This window comes from Rhodobacter sp. 4.3.4 (assembly GCF_058724655.1).
In genome coordinates, this window is the sequence record NZ_CM178967.1 from 658,325 (window position 1) to 678,220 (window position 19,896).

The following is a 19,896-nucleotide window of genomic DNA, read 5'->3' on the forward strand; positions in this document are numbered from 1 at the left end:
CAGGCCTCAGAAATAGGTGGTGACGGCGGCATCAAGCGCGTCGCGCATGTCGGGATCGTCGGTGATCGGGCGCACCAGCGCCATCCGGCAGGCGGCCAGCGGCGCCACGCCCTGGGCGATCAGCCCGCCCGCATGCACCAGCATCCGCGTCGAGATCCCCTCGTCGAGCCCATGGCCCTTGAGGTTGCGCGCCCGTTCCGCGATCGCCACCAGCTTTTGCGCCAGCGCCGGGTCGATGCCGGTCTCATGCGCGACGATCTCGACCTCGATGCCGTGCTCGGGCCAGGTGAAATCCAGCGCGCCGAAGCGTTGCTTCGTCGATTGCTTGAGATCCTTCATCAGCGCCTGATAGCCGGGGTTGTAGCTGATCACGAGCTGGAAATCGGGATGGGCGCGCAGCAATTCTCCTTTCTTTTCAAGCGGAAGAACGCGGCGATTGTCGGTGAGCGGGTGAATGGCGATGGTGGTGTCCTGCCGTGCCTCGACCACCTCGTCCAGATAGCAGATGGCGCCGTGCCGCGCGGCAAAGGTCAGCGGCCCGTCCTGCCAGCGCGTGCCCGTGGCCTCCAGCAGGAACCGCCCGACCAGATCCGAGGCGGTCATGTCCTCGTTGCAGGCGACGGTGACGAGCGGCTTGCCGAGCCGCCAGGCCATATGTTCGACAAAGCGGGTCTTGCCGCAGCCGGTCGGGCCCTTGAGCATGACCGGCATCCGCGCCGCATGGGCGGCCTCGAACAGCGCGATTTCATCGGCGACGGGGCGATACCAGGGTTCGGATGCGATGCGGAAAGGCTGGGTAAGAGCGTTCAGGGTCTCGTTCATGACAGCCTCATGGGGTGGGGGGCCCGCCGCAAGGAGGATACGGCGGGCCATTCTCCCGCCGCCGGGAGGGGAGGGGCGGCGGGCAGGCTTTCAGCTCAGAGGGTGGCGCCGCGATAAACGATCATGTTGGCGCCCTGGCTTTGGGTGAAGTTGTTGTAGCCGATCAGCCGGACATGATGGCCGGGGTTGGCCTCGTGACAGGCCTTCAGCTCGGCGAGGATCGCATCGACATCGGTCTCACCGAACATCGGCAGTTTCCACATGTACCAGTAGATCTGGGCGGCGAAGTCGGGCTCGGTATGTTCGATGCCCGGGTTCCAGCCATTCTGCACGATCCACTCGACCTGACGGCGGATTTCGGCCTCGCTCATCGGCGGCAGATAGGAAAAGGTGCCCATCTTGCGGCTTTCCGGGCGCGAGAGGCGGGAGGGGTAGTCCTGAACGGTGCTCATCTTCGTGTCCTTTCGGGCCGGGTCTCAGCGGTGTTGCACGTCGAGCTTGTCGACGGTGTCGAATTCGAACTTGATCTCTTTCCAGGTTTCCATCGCCATGCGCAGCTCGGGGCTCGACTGCGCGGCCTTGGTCAGGATCTCCTTGCCTTCCTTTTCCAGATGGCGGCCTTCGTTGCGGGCCTGCACGCAGGCCTCGAGCGCCACCCGGTTCGCACAGGCCCCCGCGGCATTGCCCCAGGGGTGGCCGAGCGTGCCGCCGCCGAATTGCAGCACCGAGTCATTGCCGAAGATCGACACCAGCGCCGGCATGTGCCAGACATGGATGCCCCCCGAGGCGACCGGGAACACCCCCGGCTGCGGCCCCCAGTCCTGATCGAAAAAGATCCCGCGCGACCGGTCGGCCTTGATGAAGCGCTCCCGCATCAGGTTGATCCAGCCGATCGTCGCCTCGCGGTCGCCCTCGAGCTTGCCGACGACGGTGCCCGAATGCAGGTGATCACCGCCCATCAGCCGCAGGATTTTCGCCAGCACCCGGAAGTTGATGCCGTGATTGGGGTTGCGGTCCATCACCGCATGCATGGCGCGGTGGACATGCAGCAGCATCCCGTTCTTGCGGCACCAGCGCGACAGGCTCGTATGCGCGGCCCAGCCGATGGTGAGATAATCCGACATGATGATCGGCGTGCCGATTTCCTTGGCGAATTCGGCGCGTTCGTAGATTTCCTCCATCGTCCCGGCGGTGACGTTCATGTAATGGCCCTTGCGCTCGCCGGTTTCGGCCTCGGCCTTGCGGATCGCCTCCTGACAGAACAGGAAGCGGTCGCGCCAGCGCAGGAAGGGCTGGCTGTTGACGTTCTCGTCGTCCTTGGTGAAATCCAGCCCGCCGCGCAGGCATTCATAAACCGCCCGGCCGTAGTTCTTGGCCGACAGACCAAGCTTCGGCTTGATCGTGCAGCCCAGAAGCGGGCGGCCGTATTTGTCCAGCAGGTCGCGTTCGACCATCATCCCGTGCGGGGCGCCGGGGCAGGTCATCACGAACCACAGCGGAAACCGCACATCCTCCAGCCGCAGCGCCCGTACCGCCTTGAAACCGAAGACGTTTCCGACAAGCGAGGTGAAGACGTTGACGACCGAGCCCTCCTCGAACAGGTCCATCGGATAGGCGATGAAGGCGTAAAACGCCTCGTCGCTGCCGGGCACGTCCTCGATCGCATAGGCGCGGCCCTTGTAGTAATCGAGATCGGTCAGAAGGTCTGTCCAGACCGTGGTCCAGGTCGCGGTGGAGCTTTCGGCGGCAACGGCGGCGGCGGCCTCTTCGCGGCTGACGCCCGGCTGCGGCACGACCTTGAAGACGGCCAGGATGTCGCTGTCCTTCACCTGATATTGCGGTTCCCAATAGATTGAGCGGTAGTCTTTGACACCTGCGTCATAGGTCTTTGCTGCCATGGTTCCCTCGTTGGCTGGCCCGTTTGGTGGGGCGTGCCGGGACTATGCGATCTTGCGTTAATTTATAAAACTGAATAGTTTTTAGTAACAGAATAGGGAAAAGGTTATCATGCGCTACACCCTGCGCCAGTTGCAGGTCTTCGCCTCGGTGGCGCGGCACGCCAGCTACACCCGCGCCGCCGAGGAATTGCACCTGACCCAGCCTGCGGTCTTCACCCAGGTCAAGCAGCTGGAAGAGGCGCTGGGCGCGGTGCTGCTCGACCGGATCGGCAAGCGGCTGTTCCTGACCGAGGCGGGGCAGGCGGTTCTGGCCACCGCGCGCGAGGCGCTGGAGGGGATCGAGCGGCTGGAGATGCAGCTGGCCGATCTGCAGGGGCTGCGGCGGGGGCGGCTGCGGCTGGCGATCGTGTCGACGGCGCAATATTTCCTGCCGCGGCTGCTGGGCGCGTTCTGCACCGAAAACCCCGGGATCGAGGTGGCGCTGACCGTCACCAACCGGCAGACGGTGATCGCGCGTCTGGCCGCGAACGAGGATGATCTGTGCATCCTTGGCCAGCCGCCCGAGGGGCTCGACGTGGTGGCCCGTCCGATCGCGCGCAACCCGATTCTGGTGCTGGCGCCGCCGGGCCATCCGCTGGCGGGGGCGACCGCGGTGCCCTTTGCGGCGCTGGCCGAGGCGCCGTTCATTCTGCGCGAGCCGGGGTCAGGCACCCGGGCTGCGGCAGAAAAGTTCTTTGCCGACAACGGCATCCGGCCGCAGGTGCGGATGGAGCTTGGCTCGAACGAAGCGATCAAGGCGGCGGTGGCGGCGGGGCTGGGCCTGGCGATCCTGTCGCAGGACACGATCACGCTGGAAGCCGAGACCGGGCGGCTGGTGGTGCTGGATGTGCAGGGCTTTCCGCTGCAGCGGGTCTGGAACGTCGCCCATCCGCGCGGCAAGCATCTGTCGGTGGCGGCCAAGGCCTTTCTGGCGCATCTGACGGGCGGGGGGACGGGAGGCGGTTGTCCTTGAACCACCGCCGCCCGCCTATCCCCTTGTCATCGAAAGATTATCGGTTGCTGCCCCGGCCCGGTGCCGACAAGGATGATGCCTCCCGGCACCTGTCCGCAGCGATTTTTCAGAGCCCGCGCAGGCTATTCCTTTATCTGTCGGCGTTTTTGCAGAACGCCGAGGGCCCGTTGGTCGTTTCCGCCCATTTCATGCCGTTTTCCGGCAAATGGGTAATTTATCTGAACCGCGAGAGAAAAGCCAAAGAAGCGGGAAAAAGGTCAGAGCGATGACAACTGTAAATGATGTGGGCCATTGATTTAAAAGCTTTTTTCAAGGAAAGTGTCACCCCAAAAGAAAACCCGCCGACGTTTCAGTCGGCGGGATAGGGCTTGCTCAGTGGACATGAGTGGTCAATTTATCTGAGCATCGAGAACTATCCCAAAGCGCTTCAACCCGAACATTTGGAATGGCCGCAGTCGGCGCAGGTCAGGCAGCCCTCTACCTTGCGCAGCGCGTAGCTGCCGCAGGACGGGCAGGCCTCTCCTCTCGGCGGCTCGCCCAGCTCCATCACCTCGGCGCGGGGATCGCTTTTCAGGCCCATCCCCTCGCCTGCGATGAAGCCCGTCGCCACCAGATGCCGCTCGATCACGCCGCCGATCGCCGCCAGGATCGAGGGGATGTATTGCCCCGCCATCCAGGCGCCGCCGCGCGGATCGAAGACCGCCTTGAGCTCGCCCACCACGAAACTCACATCGCCACCGCGCCGGAACACCGCCGAGATCATCCGCGTCAGCGCCACCGTCCAGGCATAATGTTCCATATTCTTGGAATTTATGAAAACCTCGAAAGGACGGCGATGCCCACCCTGCACGATGTCGTTCACCGTGATGTAGATCGCATGTTCCGAACCCGGCCATTTCAGCTTGTAGGTTGCCCCCTCCAGCGACGGGGGCCGGTCCAGCGGTTCGGTCAGATAGACGACTTCGGCGCCCTTGTCGGTCTCGGGGGTCTTTTCCGAAGTTTCGGAAACCGTCAAAACCGATCCCGTCACCTCGTTCGGGCGGTAGGTGGTGCAGCCCTTGCAGCCGCTTTCAAAGGCCGCCATGTAGACATCCTTGAAATCGTCAAAGCTGATGTCCACCGGGCAGTTGATCGTTTTCGAGATGCTCGAGTCGATCCATTTCTGCGCCGCCGCCTGCATCTTGACGTGATCCATCGGCGCCAGCGTCTGGGCGTTGACGAAATAATCGGGCAGGGCAACGTCGCCCTTCATGTCGCGCCACAGCTTGACCGCGTAATCGACCACCTCTTCCTCGGTCCGGCTCCCGTCCTTTTGCAGCACCTTGCGGGTATAGGCATAGGCAAAGACCGGCTCGATGCCCGAAGACACGTTGCCCGCATAAAGCGAAATCGTCCCCGTCGGCGCGATCGAGGTGAGCAGCGCATTGCGGATCCCATGCGTGGCAATCGCTTGCCGCACATCCTCGTCCATCTGCAGCATGTTGCCGCTGCTCAGATATTTCTCGGCATCGAAGAGCGGGAAGGCGCCCTTTTCGCGGGCCAGATCGACCGAGGCGAGATAGGCCGCCCGGGCAATCGCCTTCATCCAGGCCTCGGTCTGCGCCGCGGCCTTGTCGTCGCCATAGCGCAGCCCTAGCATCAGAAGCGCATCGGCCAGACCCGTCACCCCAAGCCCGATCCGGCGCTTGTTCGCGGCCTCTGCCTGTTGTTGCGGCAGCGGGAAGCGGCTGGCATCGACGACATTGTCCATCATCCGCACCGAGGTGCGCACCAGCTCGTCCAGTTTCGCCAGATCCAGCGCCGCCTGATCGGTGAAGGGCGCCGAAACCAGCCGCGCCAGGTTGACCGAGCCGAGCAGACAGGCGCCATAGGGTGGCAGCGGCTGCTCGCCGCAGGGGTTCGTCGCCGCGATCTGCTCAAGATAAGCGAGGTTGTTCATCGCATTGATCCGGTCGATGAAGATCACGCCCGGTTCCGCGAAATCATAGGTCGCGCGCATGATCTTGTTCCACAGATCGCGGGCGTTCAGCGTGTGATAGACCTTGCCGTCAAAGACCAGCTCCCACGGACCGTCGGCCTTCACCGCTGCCATGAAAGCATCGGTGATCAGCACCGAGAGGTTGAACATCCGCAGCCGGGCCGAATCCTGCTTTGCGGTGATGAAGGCCTCGATATCGGGGTGATCGCAGCGCATCGTCGCCATCATCGCGCCACGGCGCGAGCCCGCCGACATGATGGTGCGGCACATCGCATCCCAGACATCCATGAACGACAGCGGCCCCGAGGCATCGGCCGCCACCCCCTTCACCGCCGCGCCGCGCGGCCGGATCGTCGAGAAATCATAGCCGATGCCGCCGCCCTGCTGCATCGTCAGCGCCGCTTCCTTCAGCATGTCGAAAATGCCCGCCATCGAATCGGGGATTGTGCCCATGACGAAGCAGTTGAACAAGGTCACCGCCCGGCCGGTGCCCGCGCCCGCCAGAATCCGCCCCGCGGGCAGGAATTTGAAATCTTCCAGCGCGGCGTAGAATTTCGGCTCCCAATGCGCCGGATCGGCCTCGACTGAGGCCAGATCGCGGGCCACCCGGCGCCAGCTGTCTTCGACCGAAGCATCCAGTGGCAGGCCATCGGCATCCTTCAGCCGGTATTTCATGTCCCAGATCTGTTCAGCGATGGGGGCGGCAAAACGGGTCATGAGGCATCCTTTGGCAGCGACCGGCGGGCGGAAAGAGGGTTAAAGATACGTTGACGGGGGCAGGGGGTCAACGTCGGGGTGAACCGCGTTGCCCTCGGGCGACGCACTCTATATTGTGGTGAAACGGGAAACGGAAGACCACTTGTAGCGTTTTTGACCGAATGGTCTGGGCGCTTGGGACAGGAAAGAAGGCAATGACACAACCGCTGCATATCCTCAAGCTTTGTGTTGGCGCAGAGGGCGTCGAGGATCTGATCGACTGGCAGCGCGCGCATTTCGGCACCGGCCCGGCGCGGCATGTGACGCGGATGTGGCCCAAGCGCGCCGAGGAGGTTCTGGCGGGCGGATCGCTTTACTGGGTGATCAAGGGGCAGATCCTGGCGCGGCAGAAGATTCTGGATCTGCAGCCGGTGACCGGCGCCGATGGCATCGCCCGCTGCGCGATGGTGCTCGACCCGGCGGTGATCCGCACCGATGCCGTGCCGCGGCGGCCGTTTCAGGGCTGGCGCTACTTTTCCGCGACCGAGGCGCCGCGCGATCTTGCGGCCGGGCGCGGCCATGAAGACCCCCTGCCCGGCGATCTGCAGGCGGCTTTGGCCGAGATCGGGCTGCGCTGATGCGGACGCGGCTGAGCCATGCCGATGTGATCGCGCTGACCGCCTTCCGCCAGGCGCTGCACCGCGCCCCCGAGGTCTCGGGCGAGGAGGCCGGGACCGCGCGGGCGGTGGTGGCGGAGCTGAGGAACTCCCGGCCCGACCGGCTTCTGACCGGGCTTGGCGGCCATGGCGTCGCGGCGATCTGGGAGGGGGCGGAGCCCGGGCCGACGGTGCTGATCCGCTGCGAGCTGGATGCCTTGCCTATCCTTGAAACCGGGGCGGTGGCGCATCGGTCGCAGGTGCCGGGCAAGGCGCATCTGTGCGGGCATGATGGCCATATGGCGATTGTCGCGGGCGTGGCCCGGGGGCTGGCGCGGCAAAAACCCCGGCGCGGCCGGGCGGTGCTGCTGTTCCAGCCCGCCGAGGAGGACGGATCGGGCGCGGCGGCGGTGATCGCCGATCCGGCTTTCGCGCAGATCCGCCCCGATCTGGCGCTGTCCTTGCACAATTACCCCGGGCTGGCGCTGGGGCAGGGCGTCGTGCGTCCCGGGCCTGCCAATTGCGCCTCGCGCGGGGTGAAGATCCGGCTCACTGGCCGCACCGCCCATGCGGCGCAACCCGAGACGGGGCTTTCGCCGGGTCCGGCGCTGGCGCAGCTGATCGCGCGGCTGCCCGCGCTGGGCAAGGGCGGCCCGGTCACCGATCCGGCGTTTTCGCTGGTCACCGTCACCCATGCCCGGCTGGGCGAGCCCGCCTTCGGCATCGCCCCCGCCGAGGCCGAACTTTGGGCGACGCTGCGCAGCCAGACCGATGCGGGGATGGCGGCGCTTGTGGCCGCGACCGAGGCCGAGGTGGCCGGGGCCGCAGGCTCTTTGGGCCTGGCCATCAGCTATCATGACATTTTCACCGCCTGCACCAATGCGCCCGAGGCGGTGGCCGTTCTGCGCGCGGCACTGGCGGCCGAGGCGATCCCCGAGGGCGAGACCGAAGTGCCGATGCGCGCCTCCGAGGATTTTGGCCGTTTCGGCGCGCTGGCCCCCGCGGCGATGCTGCTTCTGGGCGCGGGCGAGGCCAGCCCCAGCCTGCACAATTCCGATTACGATTTCCCCGACAGTCTCATTCCGGTGGGCGCCGCGCTGTTCCTGCGCTGCCTGGCCGATCAGCTGGGCTGAGCGCCCCGCCGCCGCCCCTCGCGCAGCCAGGCGGCAGTGATGGCCGCCGCGACAAGGGCCAGCCAGACCCAGCCCGGCAAAAGCGCCGTCAGCCGGATGTCGGTCGTGGCCGTGACCTCGCGCGGGGTGACGCCGATCCAGCCGCGCCCGGCAGCGACGCGGCCCGGCCGCACCTGCCGCAGATCGGGGATACCCTCTTCCAGCGCCGTCTCGGATCCGCCCGAGGCGGCGATCAGGGGCGCCAGCGCTTCGCCAGAGGCGACCGGGGTTTCATATTCGCGCGCAGTTGCCGGACCCAGCGCCACGACGCGCTCCAGATCCTCCTGTTTCAGCCGGTAAAGCCCCTCGGCGGGCGCGGTCCAGACGGTGGCGAACCGCCCCGGCTCGACCTGCGACAGGGGCAGGCTTTCGATCGTGCCATCGGGCCGGGTGATCCGCACCGGGTCGGCCCTGTCCTGCATCGTGCGGCGGGTGATCGTGACCGACAGGCTGCCCGGCTCGACCTCGGCCTGCAGCGCTTCTTCTTCAAGGTCGGGTTCCTTCATCGCCCAATGGGCGATGCGGCGCAAAAGTTCCAGCTGTGGCCCGCCGCCCTCATAGCCGCGATCCCAAAGCCAGGCGTGATCGGAGGCCAGAAGCGCCACCCGCCCCTTGCCCGCCCGGTCCAGCACCAGCAAAGGCGCATCGCCGATCCCTTTCATCACCACCTCGCCGCGCGCGCCGGTCAGCTCGATCTGCCGCAGCCAGCGGCCCCAATGGGCGAGGCCCGGATCGCCCGCAGGCGGTGGCGCCCCCGTCAGCCCCGCTGTCACCGGATGGCGCAGGCCCAGTTCGGTCGGGCGCGGCAGAAAGGCCTGCGCCAGCACCCGCCCGGTCGGCCGCGCGGGCAGGATATCGCCCAGGGGCGTCTGCCACAGGCTTTCCACGGTCGCGAATTCCGGCCCGGCCGAGACCAGCACCGCGCCGCCGCGTTCGACATAGGCGCGGATATTCTCGAAATAGGCGGCGGGCAGGATGCCGCGCTCGGCATAGCGGTCGAAGATGATCAGGTCGAATTCGTCGATCTTGTCGAGAAACAGCTCCTGCGTCGGAAAGGCGATCAGCGAGAGTTCCGACACCGGCGTGCCATCCTGCTTTTCCGGCGGGCGCAGGATGGTGAAATGCACCAGATCCACCCCGGCATCGGATTTCAGCAGGTTCCGCCAGGTCCGCTCGCCCGCATGCGGCTGGCCCGAGACCAGAAGCACCCGCAGCCGGTCGCGCACGCCGTTGATGCTGACCACGGCGCTGTCGTTGCGCGCAGTCAGCTGTCCCGGCGCGGGGGCAAGACTGAACTGCACCACGTTCTGCCCGGCGTGCTCCAGCTTCAAGGGCAGTTCCAGATCCTGCCCGACCATCACCGGATAGTCCTGCGGCGCGGCGCCATCGATCGAGATCGTCAGCCGTGTCATCCTTCCCGCCGCTTGCGGCACGGCGCCGCTATCTTCGACCTTCAGGCGGATCACCGTCTCCTCGCCCAGGATGCCGAAGGCGGGCGCGGTCTCGATCACCAGCCGCCGGTCCCAGTCGCTGGCGTGCCCGCTGCGCAGCAAATGCAGCGGCGCGGTCAGATCGGGCAGCGCCTCGGGGTCATGCAGCCGCCCGTCGGACAGCACGATCACCCCCGCCACCCGCCCGCGCGGCTCGGCCGCCAAGGCTTCGGAAAGCGCCGCGCCAAGCTGCGTGCCCGTGTTCTGCGCGCCGTCCCGCACGGTGGCGCGGCGCAGCTCGGTATTCGGCAGCGCGGTGATCGCGGTCGAAAGCTGCGCCAGCGCCGCATCGGTCTGCGCGCCGCGGTCGGACAGCCGCTGCGAGGCAGAGCGGTCATCGACGAGCAGCACGATGTCGGACAGCGCGGTCTTTTCCTCGTGCTGGACCGAGGGCTGCGCGAGCCCGCCGAAAAGCGCCAGCGCCGCGAAGCCCCGCAGGGCCCAGCCCTTCAGCCCGCGCCAGAGCGCGACGGCAATCAGCAGCCCGGCCAGACCCGCAAGCCCGGCCAGCACCGGCCAGGGGAGAAGCGGCGCGAAGACGATCGAAACCCCGTTCATTGCCCGAGCCTTTCCAGCAGCGCAGGCACATGCACCTGATCGGATTTGTAATTCCCGGTCAGCACATGCATGACCAGATTGACGCCAAACCGCGCGGCGATCTCGCGCTGGCGCTCGCCGCCCGCGCCGCGCCCGACCGGGAACATCGGCTGGCCGACCTCATCGACCGCCCAGGCCGAGGCCCAGTCATTGCCGCCGATCACCACCGGCGTCACCCCGTCATTCAGATTGCGAAACGGCATCCCCTCGGCCTGTGCGGCATCCGCGGGGGCGGCCTCGACCCAGATCGGGCCGTCATGGCGGCCGGGCATCGTCTGCAGCAGGTAAAAGCTGCGCGTCAGCACATGATCGGCGGGCAGCGGTTCGAGCGGCGGAATGTCAAGCGGCGCGGCCAAAGCCTGCAGCCGCCGCCCGGCCCCGGTCGCCGCCCCCATCCCCGCCAGATCGGCGTCGCGGGTGTCAAACAGGATCATCCCGCCGCCGCGCAGATAGCGGTTGAGCTTGACGTAAGCTGCGGGCGAGGGCGTCGGCGCGGTCTCGGTCACCGGCCAGTAGATCAGCGTGAACAGCGCCAGATCGTCGGTTTCAAGCGCAAGCTGCATCGGCGCCGAAGGCTCGACGGTGGTGCGCCGCGTCAGGGTCTGACCCAGCCCGCGCAGCCCGGCCATTGAGACCGCATCGAGGCTGGCATCCCCCGTCGGCACAAAGGCGAACACCACGTTCGACGCGGCTTCGATGGCGCGCGACTCGGGCATGGTCTGCGCCTGCGGCGGGCTGGGCAGCAGCGTCACGGCCAGCGCGATCACCGCCGCCGCGCGCGGGCCGCGCAGCCGCCCCGACAGCGCCAGCGTCGCCAGAATGTCGAGCAAAAGCGCCACCAGCGCGATGGCCAGCGCCAGCCCGGCCAGCGGCCGCTGTTTCGGCGCAGCCTCGCCCTCGAGCGTCACGCCGGCAGGCCAGAGCGCAGGCGCCAGCTGGCGCCCGCGCGGCAGGGCGTTGAGCGCCAGAACCTGATCCGTGGTCGCGTAAAGCCCGGGCGGCAGGGCGGGGCCGGGGGGGCCTTCGGCCAGATCCTCGCCCTTGACCCCCGCCGCGGCCTCGGTCGCGGTCAGAAGCCCGAACCCGTCCAGCTGCTGGCGCAGGGTGAAGTTTTGACCGGCCAGATCCTCGGCGGTGGGGGCCGCGGGCCGGGTGGAGACGGAAAGCCGCTCCAGCATCTGCGGAAACAGCCCCGACAGCGGCAGGTTCGACCATTCCGCATTCGCCGTGACGTGAAACAGCACCACCGCCCCCTGACCCAGCGCCTTGCGAGTGACGAGCGGCGTGCCATCGGCCAGCGCGGCAATGCTGCGCGCGCCCAGATCCGGGTCGGGTTCGGCCAGAACCTGTTCGCGCACGGTGACATCTTCGGGCAGGATCAGCCCGGCAAAGGGAGAGGTCTCGGCAAAGGGGGCAAGCTTGCGCGGTGCGCCCCAGCTCATCGTGCCGCCGACCGACCGGCCGCCTTGCCGCAGCCGCACCGGCAAAAGCGGATCCTCTCCGGTCGCGGTTGCGGCCAGCCGCGGCCCGGCAAAGCGGATCAGCATGCCGCCCGCTTCGACCCAAGCCTGCAGCTCCGCCGTTTCCGCAACCTCGCCGACATCGGCCAGAATGATCACATCGGGCTTGACCATCAGGGCATCGGCCAGCGTCGCCTCGATCAGATCGGCCGAGGGGGCGAGCGCCTGATGCAGATAATGGGTGGGCGACAGCAGTTCGAGCCCCTCGCGCGCCGAGCCGGGCGCGATCAGCGCCACCTTGCGCCGCTTTTGCGCATCATCGGTCAGGCTGACGGCCCCGGCCGAGCGCAGGCCGGAAATCTCGAAGCGGGTGATGCGGTTGCGCAATTCGGGCGGCAGATCGAACACCGCCTCGGCCTGCGCCTGATCGCGCAGCCTCACCGGCTGGCGGGCCAGTTCCCGGTCAAGGCCGGAGGGATCGGCCCCCAGTGCCGCCACCTCGACCACGCGATTGACCGGGGCCGAGGCATGGACCGGCAGGTTCAGCCTGGCGCCATCGACCGTCGCCGCGCCAAGCGCCAGCACCGGGCCTGCGGGCTGCCAGACCTTCAGCCTGCCATGCGCCTGCACCGCCTGCACAAGCGGCGCGCGGCTGGCGCGGTCCAGCCCGTCCGACAGCCAGAGCGTGTCATAGCGTCCATCGGGCAGGAGCCGTGCCGGATCAAGGTCGATCGAGGGTTCCCAGGCGCGCGGTTGCAGCCCGGGCAGCGAGGCCAGCAGATCGCGGGCCTCGGTGAAGGGCGGCGGGGCAGGGGGCGGATCGGCGAGCGAGATCAGCGCCACCGGACGGCCCGCGGCGGCGGCTTCGCTTAATGCCCGGTCAAGCCGCTCGGCCCGGCGCGGCCAGCTGGCGGCCGAGGCCCAGCTGCCGTCTTCCAGGATCAACAGCGGCCCGCGGGCGGGATCAGGCTTTTCGGGATGCAGCACCGGCCCGGCAAAGCCGATGATCGCAGCGGCCAGCGCCAGCATCCGCAGCGCCAGAAGCCACCAGGGTGTGCGCTCGGCCTGCACCGTTGCATCGGTCAGACCCAGCAGCAGCGCCACGCCCGGAAAGCGACGCCGGATCGGCGCGGGCGGCGTGGCGCGCAGAAGCCACCACAGCAGCGGCAGCGCGACAAGGCCCGCCAGAAGCCAGGGCGCGGTGAAGCCAAGCGGACCGAGCAGCGTCATCGCCAGCCCCCCGCAAGGGCGCCATGCAGCCACAAAAGCGCCGCCTGCGCCGGGGCGCCGGTGTGATGGCTGGAAAAGGCGAAGCCCGCCTGCCGGGCGATGCGGGCCAGGTGATCGCGCCGCTCGGCCAGCCGGGCGCGGTAGCGCGCGCGCAGATCGCCCGCCTCGCGGGTTTCAAACCGCAGCCCGCCCGCCATCGAGGTGAAGATCGTGCGGCCGTCATAGGGAAATTCTTCCTCGGCCGGGTCCAGCACCTGCAACAGAACGCCACTGACGCCGCGCCCGGCCGCGCCCAAAAGCGCGGTTTCCAGCCCCGCCGGATCGGCGAAGAAATCCGACAGTAGCACAAGCCGCGCCTGCGGGGCCACGGCGGAAAGATCGGGGACGACATGGTCCTGCGCCGAGCTTTCGGCCAGAAGCGCCTGGGCCAGGGTCAGCAACTGCGCCTTGCCCGGACGCGGCGGGGCGAGCGGGCTGGTCAGCCCCACCCGTTCCCCCGCCCGCAGCGCGGAAATCGCCAGCGCCAGCGCCAGCAGCCGGGCGCGGGACAGTTTCTCGGGCCGGGCGGTCCGGCCGGTCCCGGCGCCGGTAAAGCGCATCGAGGCCCCGGGATCGACCCAAAGGCACAAGGATTGCGCCAGTTGCGCCTCGCGGTCGCGGACGAACTGGCTGTCGGAGCGGGCCGAGCGGCGCCAGTCGATGAAGCGGGCGGCATCGCCCGCATGCGCCGGGCGGTATTGCCAGAAATCCTCGCCTGCGCCGGCCCGGCGGCGGCCATGCCCCCCCATCTGCACGGTATTGGCCAGATGTTCGGCGGAAATCAAAAGCGCGGGCAGGGCTGCGGCTTCCGCCTCGGCCGCACGGCGCAGATCGCGGGCGGCCGCCTCGGGAAGGGGGTCGCTCACGCGGCGGCCTCGGCTTCGGTGCCAAGGATTTCGGTCACGGCGCGGGCGATGATGGCGGGCAGCGTCTCGCCGCGGGCGCGGGCGGCGAAGGTCAGCGCCATGCGGTGGCTGAGCACCGGACGGGCGAGCGCCGCCACATCGTCAAGCCCGGGCGCGAGGCGGCCATGGAGCAGCGCCCGCGCCCGCACCGTCAGCATCAGCGCCTGCGCGGCGCGCGGGCCGGGGCCCCAGGCAAGGCTGTCGCGGATGACGGGCAGCGCCTCGGGCTCGCCGGGGCGGCAGGCGCGGACCAGATCGAGGATCGCCTCGACGACGGTATCGCCCACCGGCATGCGGCGGACGAGTTGCTGTGCCGCGATCAGCTCGGCGGGGGTGAAGACGGCGATGGCGGTTGCAGCCTCGACCCCGGTCGTTGCCAGAAGAATGTCGCGTTCGGTGGCGCGGGTCGGATAGTCGACATCGACCTGCACCAAGAAACGGTCCAGCTGCGCCTCGGGCAGGGGATAGGTGCCCTCCTGCTCGATCGGGTTTTGCGTCGCAAGCACATGAAAGGGCGGCCCGAGCGGCCGATGCACGCCCGCCACCGTCACCTCGCGCTCCTGCATCGCCTGCAAAAGCGCCGATTGCGTGCGGGGGCTGGCGCGGTTGATCTCATCGGCCATCAGAAGCTGGCAGAAAATCGGCCCCTCAAGAAAGCGAAACGCCCGCGTGCCATCGGCGGCGGTTTCCAGCACCTCGGAGCCTAGGATATCGGCGGGCATCAGATCGGGGGTGAACTGAATGCGCGCAGGCGCAAGGCCCATCACCGTGGCCAGCGTGTCAACCAGCATCGTCTTGCCCAGACCCGGCAGGCCCACCAAAAGCGCATGCCCGCCCGAGAGCAGCGCCGCCAAGGTCAGTTCCACCACCCGTTCCTGACCGATGAAGCGGCGGTTCACCGAGGCACGGGCGGCGCCCAGTTTGCTGCCCAGAAGCTCGATCTCGGCCAGAAGGGTATCGGTCTTGGTCATGACAGGGCTCCGGTTGCGCGTTATATCGTCAGAGAAACAGATAAACCGCCGTAGCCCAACCGCAAAGAGAAGATGACCGAGACAGCCGCGCCACAATTCGCCGTGAAGCCGCCCGATGCCGAGGGGATCGCCGCGGCCGTGCGACAGGCCGGGGCCAAGGGGCCGCCGCCGGTGCATCTGTGGAACCCGCCCTATTGCGGCGATCTGGACATCGAGATCCGCCGCGACGGGACCTGGTTCTATCTGGGCACGCCGATCGGCCGCGAGGCTTTGGTGCGGCTTTTCGCATCGGTGCTGAAGCTGGAAGACGGCAGGTTCTATCTGGTGACCCCGGTCGAAAAGGTGGGCATCCGGGTGCAGGACGCGCCCTTCCTTGCCGTCGATTGCACCGCCGAGGCGGGGGATCTGCGCTTCGTGACCAATGTCGGCGACGAGGTGCTGGCGGGGCCGGAGCATCCGATCCGGGTGGAGATCGCGGCGGATGGCGAGCCGCGGCCCTATCTGCATGTGCGCCGGGGCCTTGAGGCGCGGATCGACCGCAAGACCTTTTACCGGCTGGTCGATCTGGCCGCGCCCGGCCCGCATGCGGGCGAGGACTGGCTTGGGCTGACCTCGGGCGGGGTGTTCTTTCCGATCCAGCGGATGGCGGAGATGTGAGGGTGAAACTGGCCGCCGATCTGACCACGCTGTTTCAGGAACTGCCCTTGGCGGCGCGGTTTCCGGCGGCGCAGGCGGCGGGTTTTGCGGGGGTGAGCCTGGCCTCGCCCTATGACGGGCCGGTGCAGGAGCTGCGCGACCTGCTGGTGCTGTCGGGGCTGATGTTTGCGGCGATGGTGGCGCCGCCGCCCAATTACACCGGCGCCCCTCCGGGCTTTGCCGCGACGCCCGGGGGTGAAGAGCGGTTTCAGCGCGATTTCAAGCGGATGCTGCGCTATGCCGAGGTGCTCAAACCCGGGGCCATCGAGATCCTGCCCGGCCCCGAGGGCGACACCGGGACGCTTTTGCGCAATCTGCGCTGGGCAACGGAAGTGGCGCCCAAGCGCGTCTTCACCCTGGCGCCGCGACCCGGGGGCAGCTTTCTGCACAGCTTTGATCAGCTGGCCGAGGTGCTGGAGGCGGTCGGCGCGGACAATCTCGGCCTCTGTCTGGACACGGCAACCGCGGTGGCGCTCGGCGCGGCGCCCGAGGCTTTGGCGGAACGGTTCGGCGCCGCTCTGCGCCATGTTTCGCTCGCCTCGGCGCCGGACCGGGCCGAGCCGGGATCGGATGGCTGGGACGTGACCGCCTTCCTGAGCCAGCTTGCGGCGGCGGGCTACAAGGGCTGGGTGAGCGCGGATTACACGCCGAAGGTGACGACCGCGGCGGGGCTGGGCTGGATGCCGCCCGCGCCGGTGGCGGCACCGAAGAAGCGCAGGAAATAGGCCGGGTGAGGGCGCCGCCCCCCGGGACCTTGAGCCAAGCTGAAAGCGGTCAGGACAGGAAGGGCATCTCGATGCCGAAGGCGCCCAGCAGCAGGACCATGTTGAGCGAGAGCACGAGGCAGGCACCCAAGGCCGCCGCCGCCTGAACCTTGCGTGCGGGGACGAAGGCGCCCATCACCTCGGGTTTGCGGATCAGCCACAGCAGAGCGAGCATCGGCACCGGCAGGGCGATCGACAGCACGACCTGGCTCATCACCAGCGCATCGGTGGCATTGGCGCCCGAGGCGACGACGAGGAAGGCGGGCACCATCGTCACCGCACGGCGCAGCCAGAGCGGCAGGTTCACCCGCAGGAAGCCCTGCATGATCATCTGCCCCGCCATCGTGCCGACGACCGAGGATGAAATCCCCGAGGCGATCAGCGAGAGCAGGAAGGCCGAGGCCGCAAAGCCGCCCAGAAGCGGGGTCAGCGTGTGATAGGCGGTCTCGATTTCCGCCACCTCGGCATGGCCGTTGTGGAAGGCCGAGGCCGCCATCATCACCATCGCCATGTTGATCAGCCCCGCCCCCGCCAGCGCCACGACCACCTCGATATTCGAGATCCGCACCATCCGGCGCCGGTCGCTGTCATTGCCCAGAATGGCGCGGTTCTGCGTCAGGCCGGAATGCAGGAAGATCGCATGCGGCATGACCGTGGCGCCGATGATGCCCACTGCAATCGTCAGCGCGCCCGCATCGGGCAGGCTCGGTGTGGTCAGGCCGCCCACCGCCTGACCCCAGTCGATCGGCGCGATCAGCACCTCGGCCAGATAGCACAGCCCGATCACGCCCACCATGGCACCGATCGCCAGTTCCATCGGCCGGAAGCCCTGCGCCTCGAAGAGCAGGATCGCATAGGTGATCACCGCGGTCAGCGCCATGCCCCACAGAAGCGGAATCCCCAGCAGTAGCGAAAAGCCGATGGCGCCGCCCAGGAATTCGGCCAGATCGGTGGCCATCGCGGCGACCTCGCTGACCGCCCACATGCACAGAACCAGCGGGCGGGGCAGGTGATCGCGGCTGAGTTCTGCAAGGTTGCGCCCGGTGACGATGCCCAGCCGCGCCGAGAGCGCCTGAAACAGCATCGCGATCAGATTCGCCATCAGCACCACCCAAAGCAGCGCATAGCCGTAGCCCGCCCCCGCCTGGATGTTCGTCGCGTAATTGCCCGGGTCCATATAGGCGACCGAGGCGATCACCGCCGGGCCGACAAAGGCGAGCATCGCCAGCGGGCCGCGCCTTTCGCCGCCGATCACCGCCGACATCGTCGCCCGGGCCCGCCCGGACAGGGAGTTTTCCTGGATCATTCTGCGCCTCTGGAAGCTGTTGCTGCAAAATGAAGCCTCGGCTACACTTCTGTCAAGTGGCTTCCCGGAGCGGGCGGGCAAAAACCCGGTGCGGCTCCGGGGGGCGTTTCCAATCCCGGGGCAAGGCGATAAAATGGCGCAAAAAGGACCCCAGATGCCCGAAGAGACCGCCCCTGCCGATCTGACGACGATGCGTTTTTCCCGCGCCCGGGAGGCGCAGGCGATGGCGGTGCTGGAAGATTACGCCGAGATGATCGACGATCTGGCGCAGCAGATGGGCGAGGCGCGGATCACCGATATCGCGGCGCGGATGGGGGTGACGCATCCGACGGCGACAAAGGCGGTGGCGCGGCTCAAGCGCGAGGGGCTGGCGGTGTCGCGGCCCTATCGCGGCGTGTTCCTGACCGAGCTGGGCGCCGAGCTGGCGGCGCGGGTGCGGATGCGGCATCGGGTCGTGGTCGATCTGCTGATCGCGGTGGGGGTGCCCGCCGAGACCGCCGAGATCGATGCCGAGGGGCTGGAGCATCATGTCTCCGAGGCGACGCTGCGCGCCTTCGAGGCCTATCTGGCGCAGCGGGGCTGAGCCTTACGGGCTGAACAGCGGGAAGCAGACCCCCAGCACCCAGGCCAGACACAGGCCCAGCCCCAGCCCGGCGACGGTGGCGCCGGAGCGCCGCGCGATCCAGCGCCCCATCAGCCCGTGCACGCAGAAGAACAGCAGCAAAAGCGGCAGCGCGATCAGAAGGAACATCAGCCGGTCGAAATCGAGCGCCGCGGCGAGGGCGAACGAGCCGAACAGGAACACCCGCCCGACGATCCGGCGCCAGAGCGCCGCATGCCCGGCCTCGGTCAGCTGCGCATCGGCAATCAGCGCGGGCACGGTGCCGAAGGCCAGGACGGCGATCAGCAGAAGACGCTCGGGCGAGGGCCAATAGCTGGCGGCATAGCGATCGAGCGCAAGGCCAAAGGCGCCAAGTCCCCAGATCAGGAACAGCCCCACCGGCAGCAGCGACAGCCCGGTGCGCAGGCCCTGCCAGCCGCGCAGCAGCGTGATCTGCAACAGCCCGTAACAGGCCAGATGCACCATCAGGTAATCGGCGACCAGAACCGGCAGAAAGTCGATGTGAAACCGCGTCAGCACGGCCGGAACGATCAGCGCGGGCAGGATCGCGGCGAGCAGGAACCGCCGCACCGGCACCGGCGCGGGATCGGCGCGTTTGGGCTGCAGCACCGCCAGCGGATGCACCGCCAGCACGAGGCCGATCAGCAGCACGACAATCCAGACCCCCATCGCGGACACGTCACCCGTCGAAACGCGTTTGTAGGTGTCATCGAGCCAGTCGCGTGCGGCGATGACCGCGGTCGGGCTGTACAGCACGCCGACATGTTCCACATGCGGCGCCACGACGGCCATGCGCGCGACCGGACCGGCGCTGGCCAGCTCGCCCTCGCCCTTGCCCGGGTCGACCTGATGCAGATAGTCGAGGGCAAAGCCGCGCAAGCCCCCCTCCCATTCGCCCGAAATCACCAGAAGCCGCGGCGGTTCGCTGGCCGTGACCGCCTGCGAGAACATCGAGATCGCCACCACGGCATCGACCGGCTGCCCGGCCTCGGCCTCCTGTTCGGCGGCGCGGACCAGAATGTCGGTCGCCATCGAATGCCCCAGCAGCGAGACGCCTGGGGCGCCGGGCAGGGCGCGGGCGGCGGCGATCACCCGGCGCAGCTCGGCCACCAGAAACACCGTCGTGCCGTCGATCTTTGTCACGTCGCCGCGCATCGGCTGCGGGTTGCGGCCGTGCCCCTCGCTGTCGAAGGCCAGCACGCGATAGCCCGCCTGCGCCAGCCGCAGCGAATAGGCCTGCATGATCTGCCGCGATCCGGCGAAACCATGCGCGATCACCACGGCGGGGCCGGTTGCGCCGGGCTGCTGGAACAGCGTCACCGGGGTCGTGCCGACCTTAAAATCGGTGATGGCAAGCCCGGCCCGGTCACGCTCGAGCATGAAGACCGAGGTCAGGATCAGGACAAGGGCAAGGGCGAAGGTGGCCAGATGGCGGAGGGGGTGACGCAACGGGAACCTCGGGAAAACGGATGTCTCTCTATCTGCGGCAAAGCCCCGACCGATCAAGGCGACGGATGGCCCCGAAAGTGCGATGCCCCGACCGGAGGATCGGGGCACCGCGTTCTCAGTTTTGGAGGATTGA

The 19,896-nt window shown here is 68.0% G+C and carries 17 protein-coding genes; 7 read left to right on the forward strand and 10 right to left on the reverse strand.

Annotated features, from left to right (window positions below):
- Positions 1-6 precede the first annotated feature (6 nt).
- The 3 genes from AC4PTB_RS03245 to AC4PTB_RS03255 form a co-directional block, all read right to left on the reverse strand.
- Positions 7-822: a CbbQ/NirQ/NorQ/GpvN family protein gene (locus AC4PTB_RS03245; RefSeq protein WP_492191666.1), complete on the reverse strand. Its 816-nt coding sequence runs from the start codon at positions 820-822 to the stop codon at positions 7-9.
- A gap of 95 nt (positions 823-917) precedes the next feature.
- Positions 918-1,274: a ribulose bisphosphate carboxylase small subunit gene (locus tag AC4PTB_RS03250; protein WP_492191667.1), complete on the reverse strand. Its 357-nt coding sequence runs from the start codon at positions 1,272-1,274 to the stop codon at positions 918-920.
- A gap of 24 nt (positions 1,275-1,298) precedes the next feature.
- Positions 1,299-2,720, reverse strand: a complete 1,422-nt coding sequence (locus AC4PTB_RS03255; protein WP_492191668.1) for a form I ribulose bisphosphate carboxylase large subunit — start codon at positions 2,718-2,720, stop codon at positions 1,299-1,301.
- Between the two features lie 109 nt (positions 2,721-2,829).
- Here AC4PTB_RS03255 and AC4PTB_RS03260 point away from each other — a divergent pair, with 109 nt between their 5' ends.
- Together AC4PTB_RS03260 and AC4PTB_RS03265 are read left to right on the forward strand one after the other, a co-directional pair.
- On the forward strand, positions 2,830-3,732 hold the full coding sequence (locus AC4PTB_RS03260; RefSeq protein ID WP_492191669.1) for a LysR family transcriptional regulator: 903 nt from the start codon (positions 2,830-2,832) through the stop codon (positions 3,730-3,732).
- 23 nt (positions 3,733-3,755) lie between these two features.
- Positions 3,756-4,001: a hypothetical protein gene (locus AC4PTB_RS03265; protein ID WP_492191670.1), complete on the forward strand. Its 246-nt coding sequence runs from the start codon at positions 3,756-3,758 to the stop codon at positions 3,999-4,001.
- A gap of 158 nt (positions 4,002-4,159) precedes the next feature.
- On the opposite strand, the gene AC4PTB_RS03270 is transcribed toward AC4PTB_RS03265, so the two are convergent.
- Positions 4,160-6,427: an adenosylcobalamin-dependent ribonucleoside-diphosphate reductase gene (locus AC4PTB_RS03270; RefSeq protein WP_492191671.1), complete on the reverse strand. Its 2,268-nt coding sequence runs from the start codon at positions 6,425-6,427 to the stop codon at positions 4,160-4,162.
- A 194-nt stretch (positions 6,428-6,621) separates the two neighbouring features.
- Between AC4PTB_RS03270 and AC4PTB_RS03275 the strand changes: the two genes are divergently transcribed.
- Positions 6,622-7,044 (forward strand): DUF1489 family protein, encoded by a 423-nt coding sequence (locus AC4PTB_RS03275; RefSeq protein ID WP_492191672.1) that lies wholly within the window; start codon positions 6,622-6,624, stop codon positions 7,042-7,044.
- On the forward strand, positions 7,044-8,195 hold the full coding sequence (locus AC4PTB_RS03280) for an amidohydrolase (RefSeq protein WP_492191673.1): 1,152 nt from the start codon (positions 7,044-7,046) through the stop codon (positions 8,193-8,195). Before AC4PTB_RS03275 ends, AC4PTB_RS03280 begins: the two co-directional genes overlap by 1 nt.
- Here AC4PTB_RS03280 and AC4PTB_RS03285 read toward each other — a convergent pair.
- The 4 genes from AC4PTB_RS03285 to AC4PTB_RS03300 are packed head-to-tail and all read right to left on the reverse strand — an operon-like array spanning position 8,183 to position 14,926.
- Entirely contained in the window at positions 8,183-10,282 is a 2,100-nt protein-coding gene (locus AC4PTB_RS03285) for a hypothetical protein (protein WP_492191674.1), read from the reverse strand. The genes AC4PTB_RS03280 and AC4PTB_RS03285 overlap by 13 nt on opposite strands.
- On the reverse strand, positions 10,279-13,011 hold the full coding sequence (locus tag AC4PTB_RS03290; protein WP_492191675.1) for a DUF4159 domain-containing protein: 2,733 nt from the start codon (positions 13,009-13,011) through the stop codon (positions 10,279-10,281). Before AC4PTB_RS03290 ends, AC4PTB_RS03285 begins: the two co-directional genes overlap by 4 nt.
- Positions 13,008-13,916, reverse strand: a complete 909-nt coding sequence (locus tag AC4PTB_RS03295; RefSeq protein ID WP_492191676.1) for a DUF58 domain-containing protein — start codon at positions 13,914-13,916, stop codon at positions 13,008-13,010. The genes AC4PTB_RS03290 and AC4PTB_RS03295 overlap by 4 nt, the downstream gene beginning before the upstream one ends.
- On the reverse strand, positions 13,913-14,926 hold the full coding sequence (locus tag AC4PTB_RS03300; protein WP_492191677.1) for an AAA family ATPase: 1,014 nt from the start codon (positions 14,924-14,926) through the stop codon (positions 13,913-13,915). Before AC4PTB_RS03300 ends, AC4PTB_RS03295 begins: the two co-directional genes overlap by 4 nt.
- 72 nt (positions 14,927-14,998) lie before the next feature.
- Here AC4PTB_RS03300 and AC4PTB_RS03305 point away from each other — a divergent pair, with 72 nt between their 5' ends.
- Positions 14,999-15,583: a DUF1285 domain-containing protein gene (locus AC4PTB_RS03305; RefSeq protein ID WP_492191678.1), complete on the forward strand. Its 585-nt coding sequence runs from the start codon at positions 14,999-15,001 to the stop codon at positions 15,581-15,583.
- A 2-nt stretch (positions 15,584-15,585) separates the two neighbouring features.
- Positions 15,586-16,347, forward strand: a complete 762-nt coding sequence (locus AC4PTB_RS03310; protein ID WP_492191679.1) for a TIM barrel protein — start codon at positions 15,586-15,588, stop codon at positions 16,345-16,347.
- Between the two features lie 49 nt (positions 16,348-16,396).
- Here the strand turns inward: AC4PTB_RS03310 and AC4PTB_RS03315 are convergent, their stop codons facing one another.
- The gene (locus AC4PTB_RS03315) at positions 16,397-17,692 is read right to left on the reverse strand and encodes an Nramp family divalent metal transporter (protein ID WP_492191680.1); all 1,296 of its coding nucleotides are present in this window, start codon (positions 17,690-17,692) and stop codon (positions 16,397-16,399) included.
- Between the two features lie 154 nt (positions 17,693-17,846).
- Here AC4PTB_RS03315 and mntR point away from each other — a divergent pair, with 154 nt between their 5' ends.
- Entirely contained in the window at positions 17,847-18,275 is a 429-nt protein-coding gene (gene mntR, locus AC4PTB_RS03320; protein ID WP_492191681.1) for a manganese-binding transcriptional regulator MntR, read from the forward strand.
- Between the two features lie 3 nt (positions 18,276-18,278).
- On the opposite strand, the gene AC4PTB_RS03325 is transcribed toward mntR, so the two are convergent.
- Positions 18,279-19,763 carry an alpha/beta hydrolase gene (locus tag AC4PTB_RS03325; protein WP_492191682.1) on the reverse strand — a complete coding sequence of 495 codons (1,485 nt, stop codon included), beginning with the start codon at positions 19,761-19,763 and terminating at the stop codon, positions 18,279-18,281.
- Positions 19,764-19,896 lie beyond the last annotated feature (133 nt).

What these genes read in the sequence shown, in the direction of transcription:
- AC4PTB_RS03245 (WP_492191666.1), bottom strand. Translation starts at nt 822, where the DNA reads ATGAACGAGACCCTGAACGCTCTTACCCAGCCTTTCCGCATCGCATCC.
- AC4PTB_RS03250 (WP_492191667.1), bottom strand. Translation starts at nt 1,274, where the DNA reads ATGAGCACCGTTCAGGACTACCCCTCCCGCCTCTCGCGCCCGGAAAGC.
- AC4PTB_RS03255 (WP_492191668.1), bottom strand. Translation starts at nt 2,720, where the DNA reads ATGGCAGCAAAGACCTATGACGCAGGTGTCAAAGACTACCGCTCAATC.
- AC4PTB_RS03260 (WP_492191669.1), top strand. Translation starts at nt 2,830, where the DNA reads ATGCGCTACACCCTGCGCCAGTTGCAGGTCTTCGCCTCGGTGGCGCGG.
- AC4PTB_RS03270 (WP_492191671.1), bottom strand. Translation starts at nt 6,427, where the DNA reads ATGACCCGTTTTGCCGCCCCCATCGCTGAACAGATCTGGGACATGAAA.
- AC4PTB_RS03275 (WP_492191672.1), top strand. Translation starts at nt 6,622, where the DNA reads ATGACACAACCGCTGCATATCCTCAAGCTTTGTGTTGGCGCAGAGGGC.
- AC4PTB_RS03280 (WP_492191673.1), top strand. Translation starts at nt 7,044, where the DNA reads ATGCGGACGCGGCTGAGCCATGCCGATGTGATCGCGCTGACCGCCTTC.
- AC4PTB_RS03285 (WP_492191674.1), bottom strand. Translation starts at nt 10,282, where the DNA reads ATGAACGGGGTTTCGATCGTCTTCGCGCCGCTTCTCCCCTGGCCGGTG.
- AC4PTB_RS03290 (WP_492191675.1), bottom strand. Translation starts at nt 13,011, where the DNA reads ATGACGCTGCTCGGTCCGCTTGGCTTCACCGCGCCCTGGCTTCTGGCG.
- AC4PTB_RS03300 (WP_492191677.1), bottom strand. Translation starts at nt 14,926, where the DNA reads ATGACCAAGACCGATACCCTTCTGGCCGAGATCGAGCTTCTGGGCAGC.
- AC4PTB_RS03305 (WP_492191678.1), top strand. Translation starts at nt 14,999, where the DNA reads ATGACCGAGACAGCCGCGCCACAATTCGCCGTGAAGCCGCCCGATGCC.
- AC4PTB_RS03315 (WP_492191680.1), bottom strand. Translation starts at nt 17,692, where the DNA reads ATGATCCAGGAAAACTCCCTGTCCGGGCGGGCCCGGGCGACGATGTCG.
- mntR (WP_492191681.1), top strand. Translation starts at nt 17,847, where the DNA reads ATGCCCGAAGAGACCGCCCCTGCCGATCTGACGACGATGCGTTTTTCC.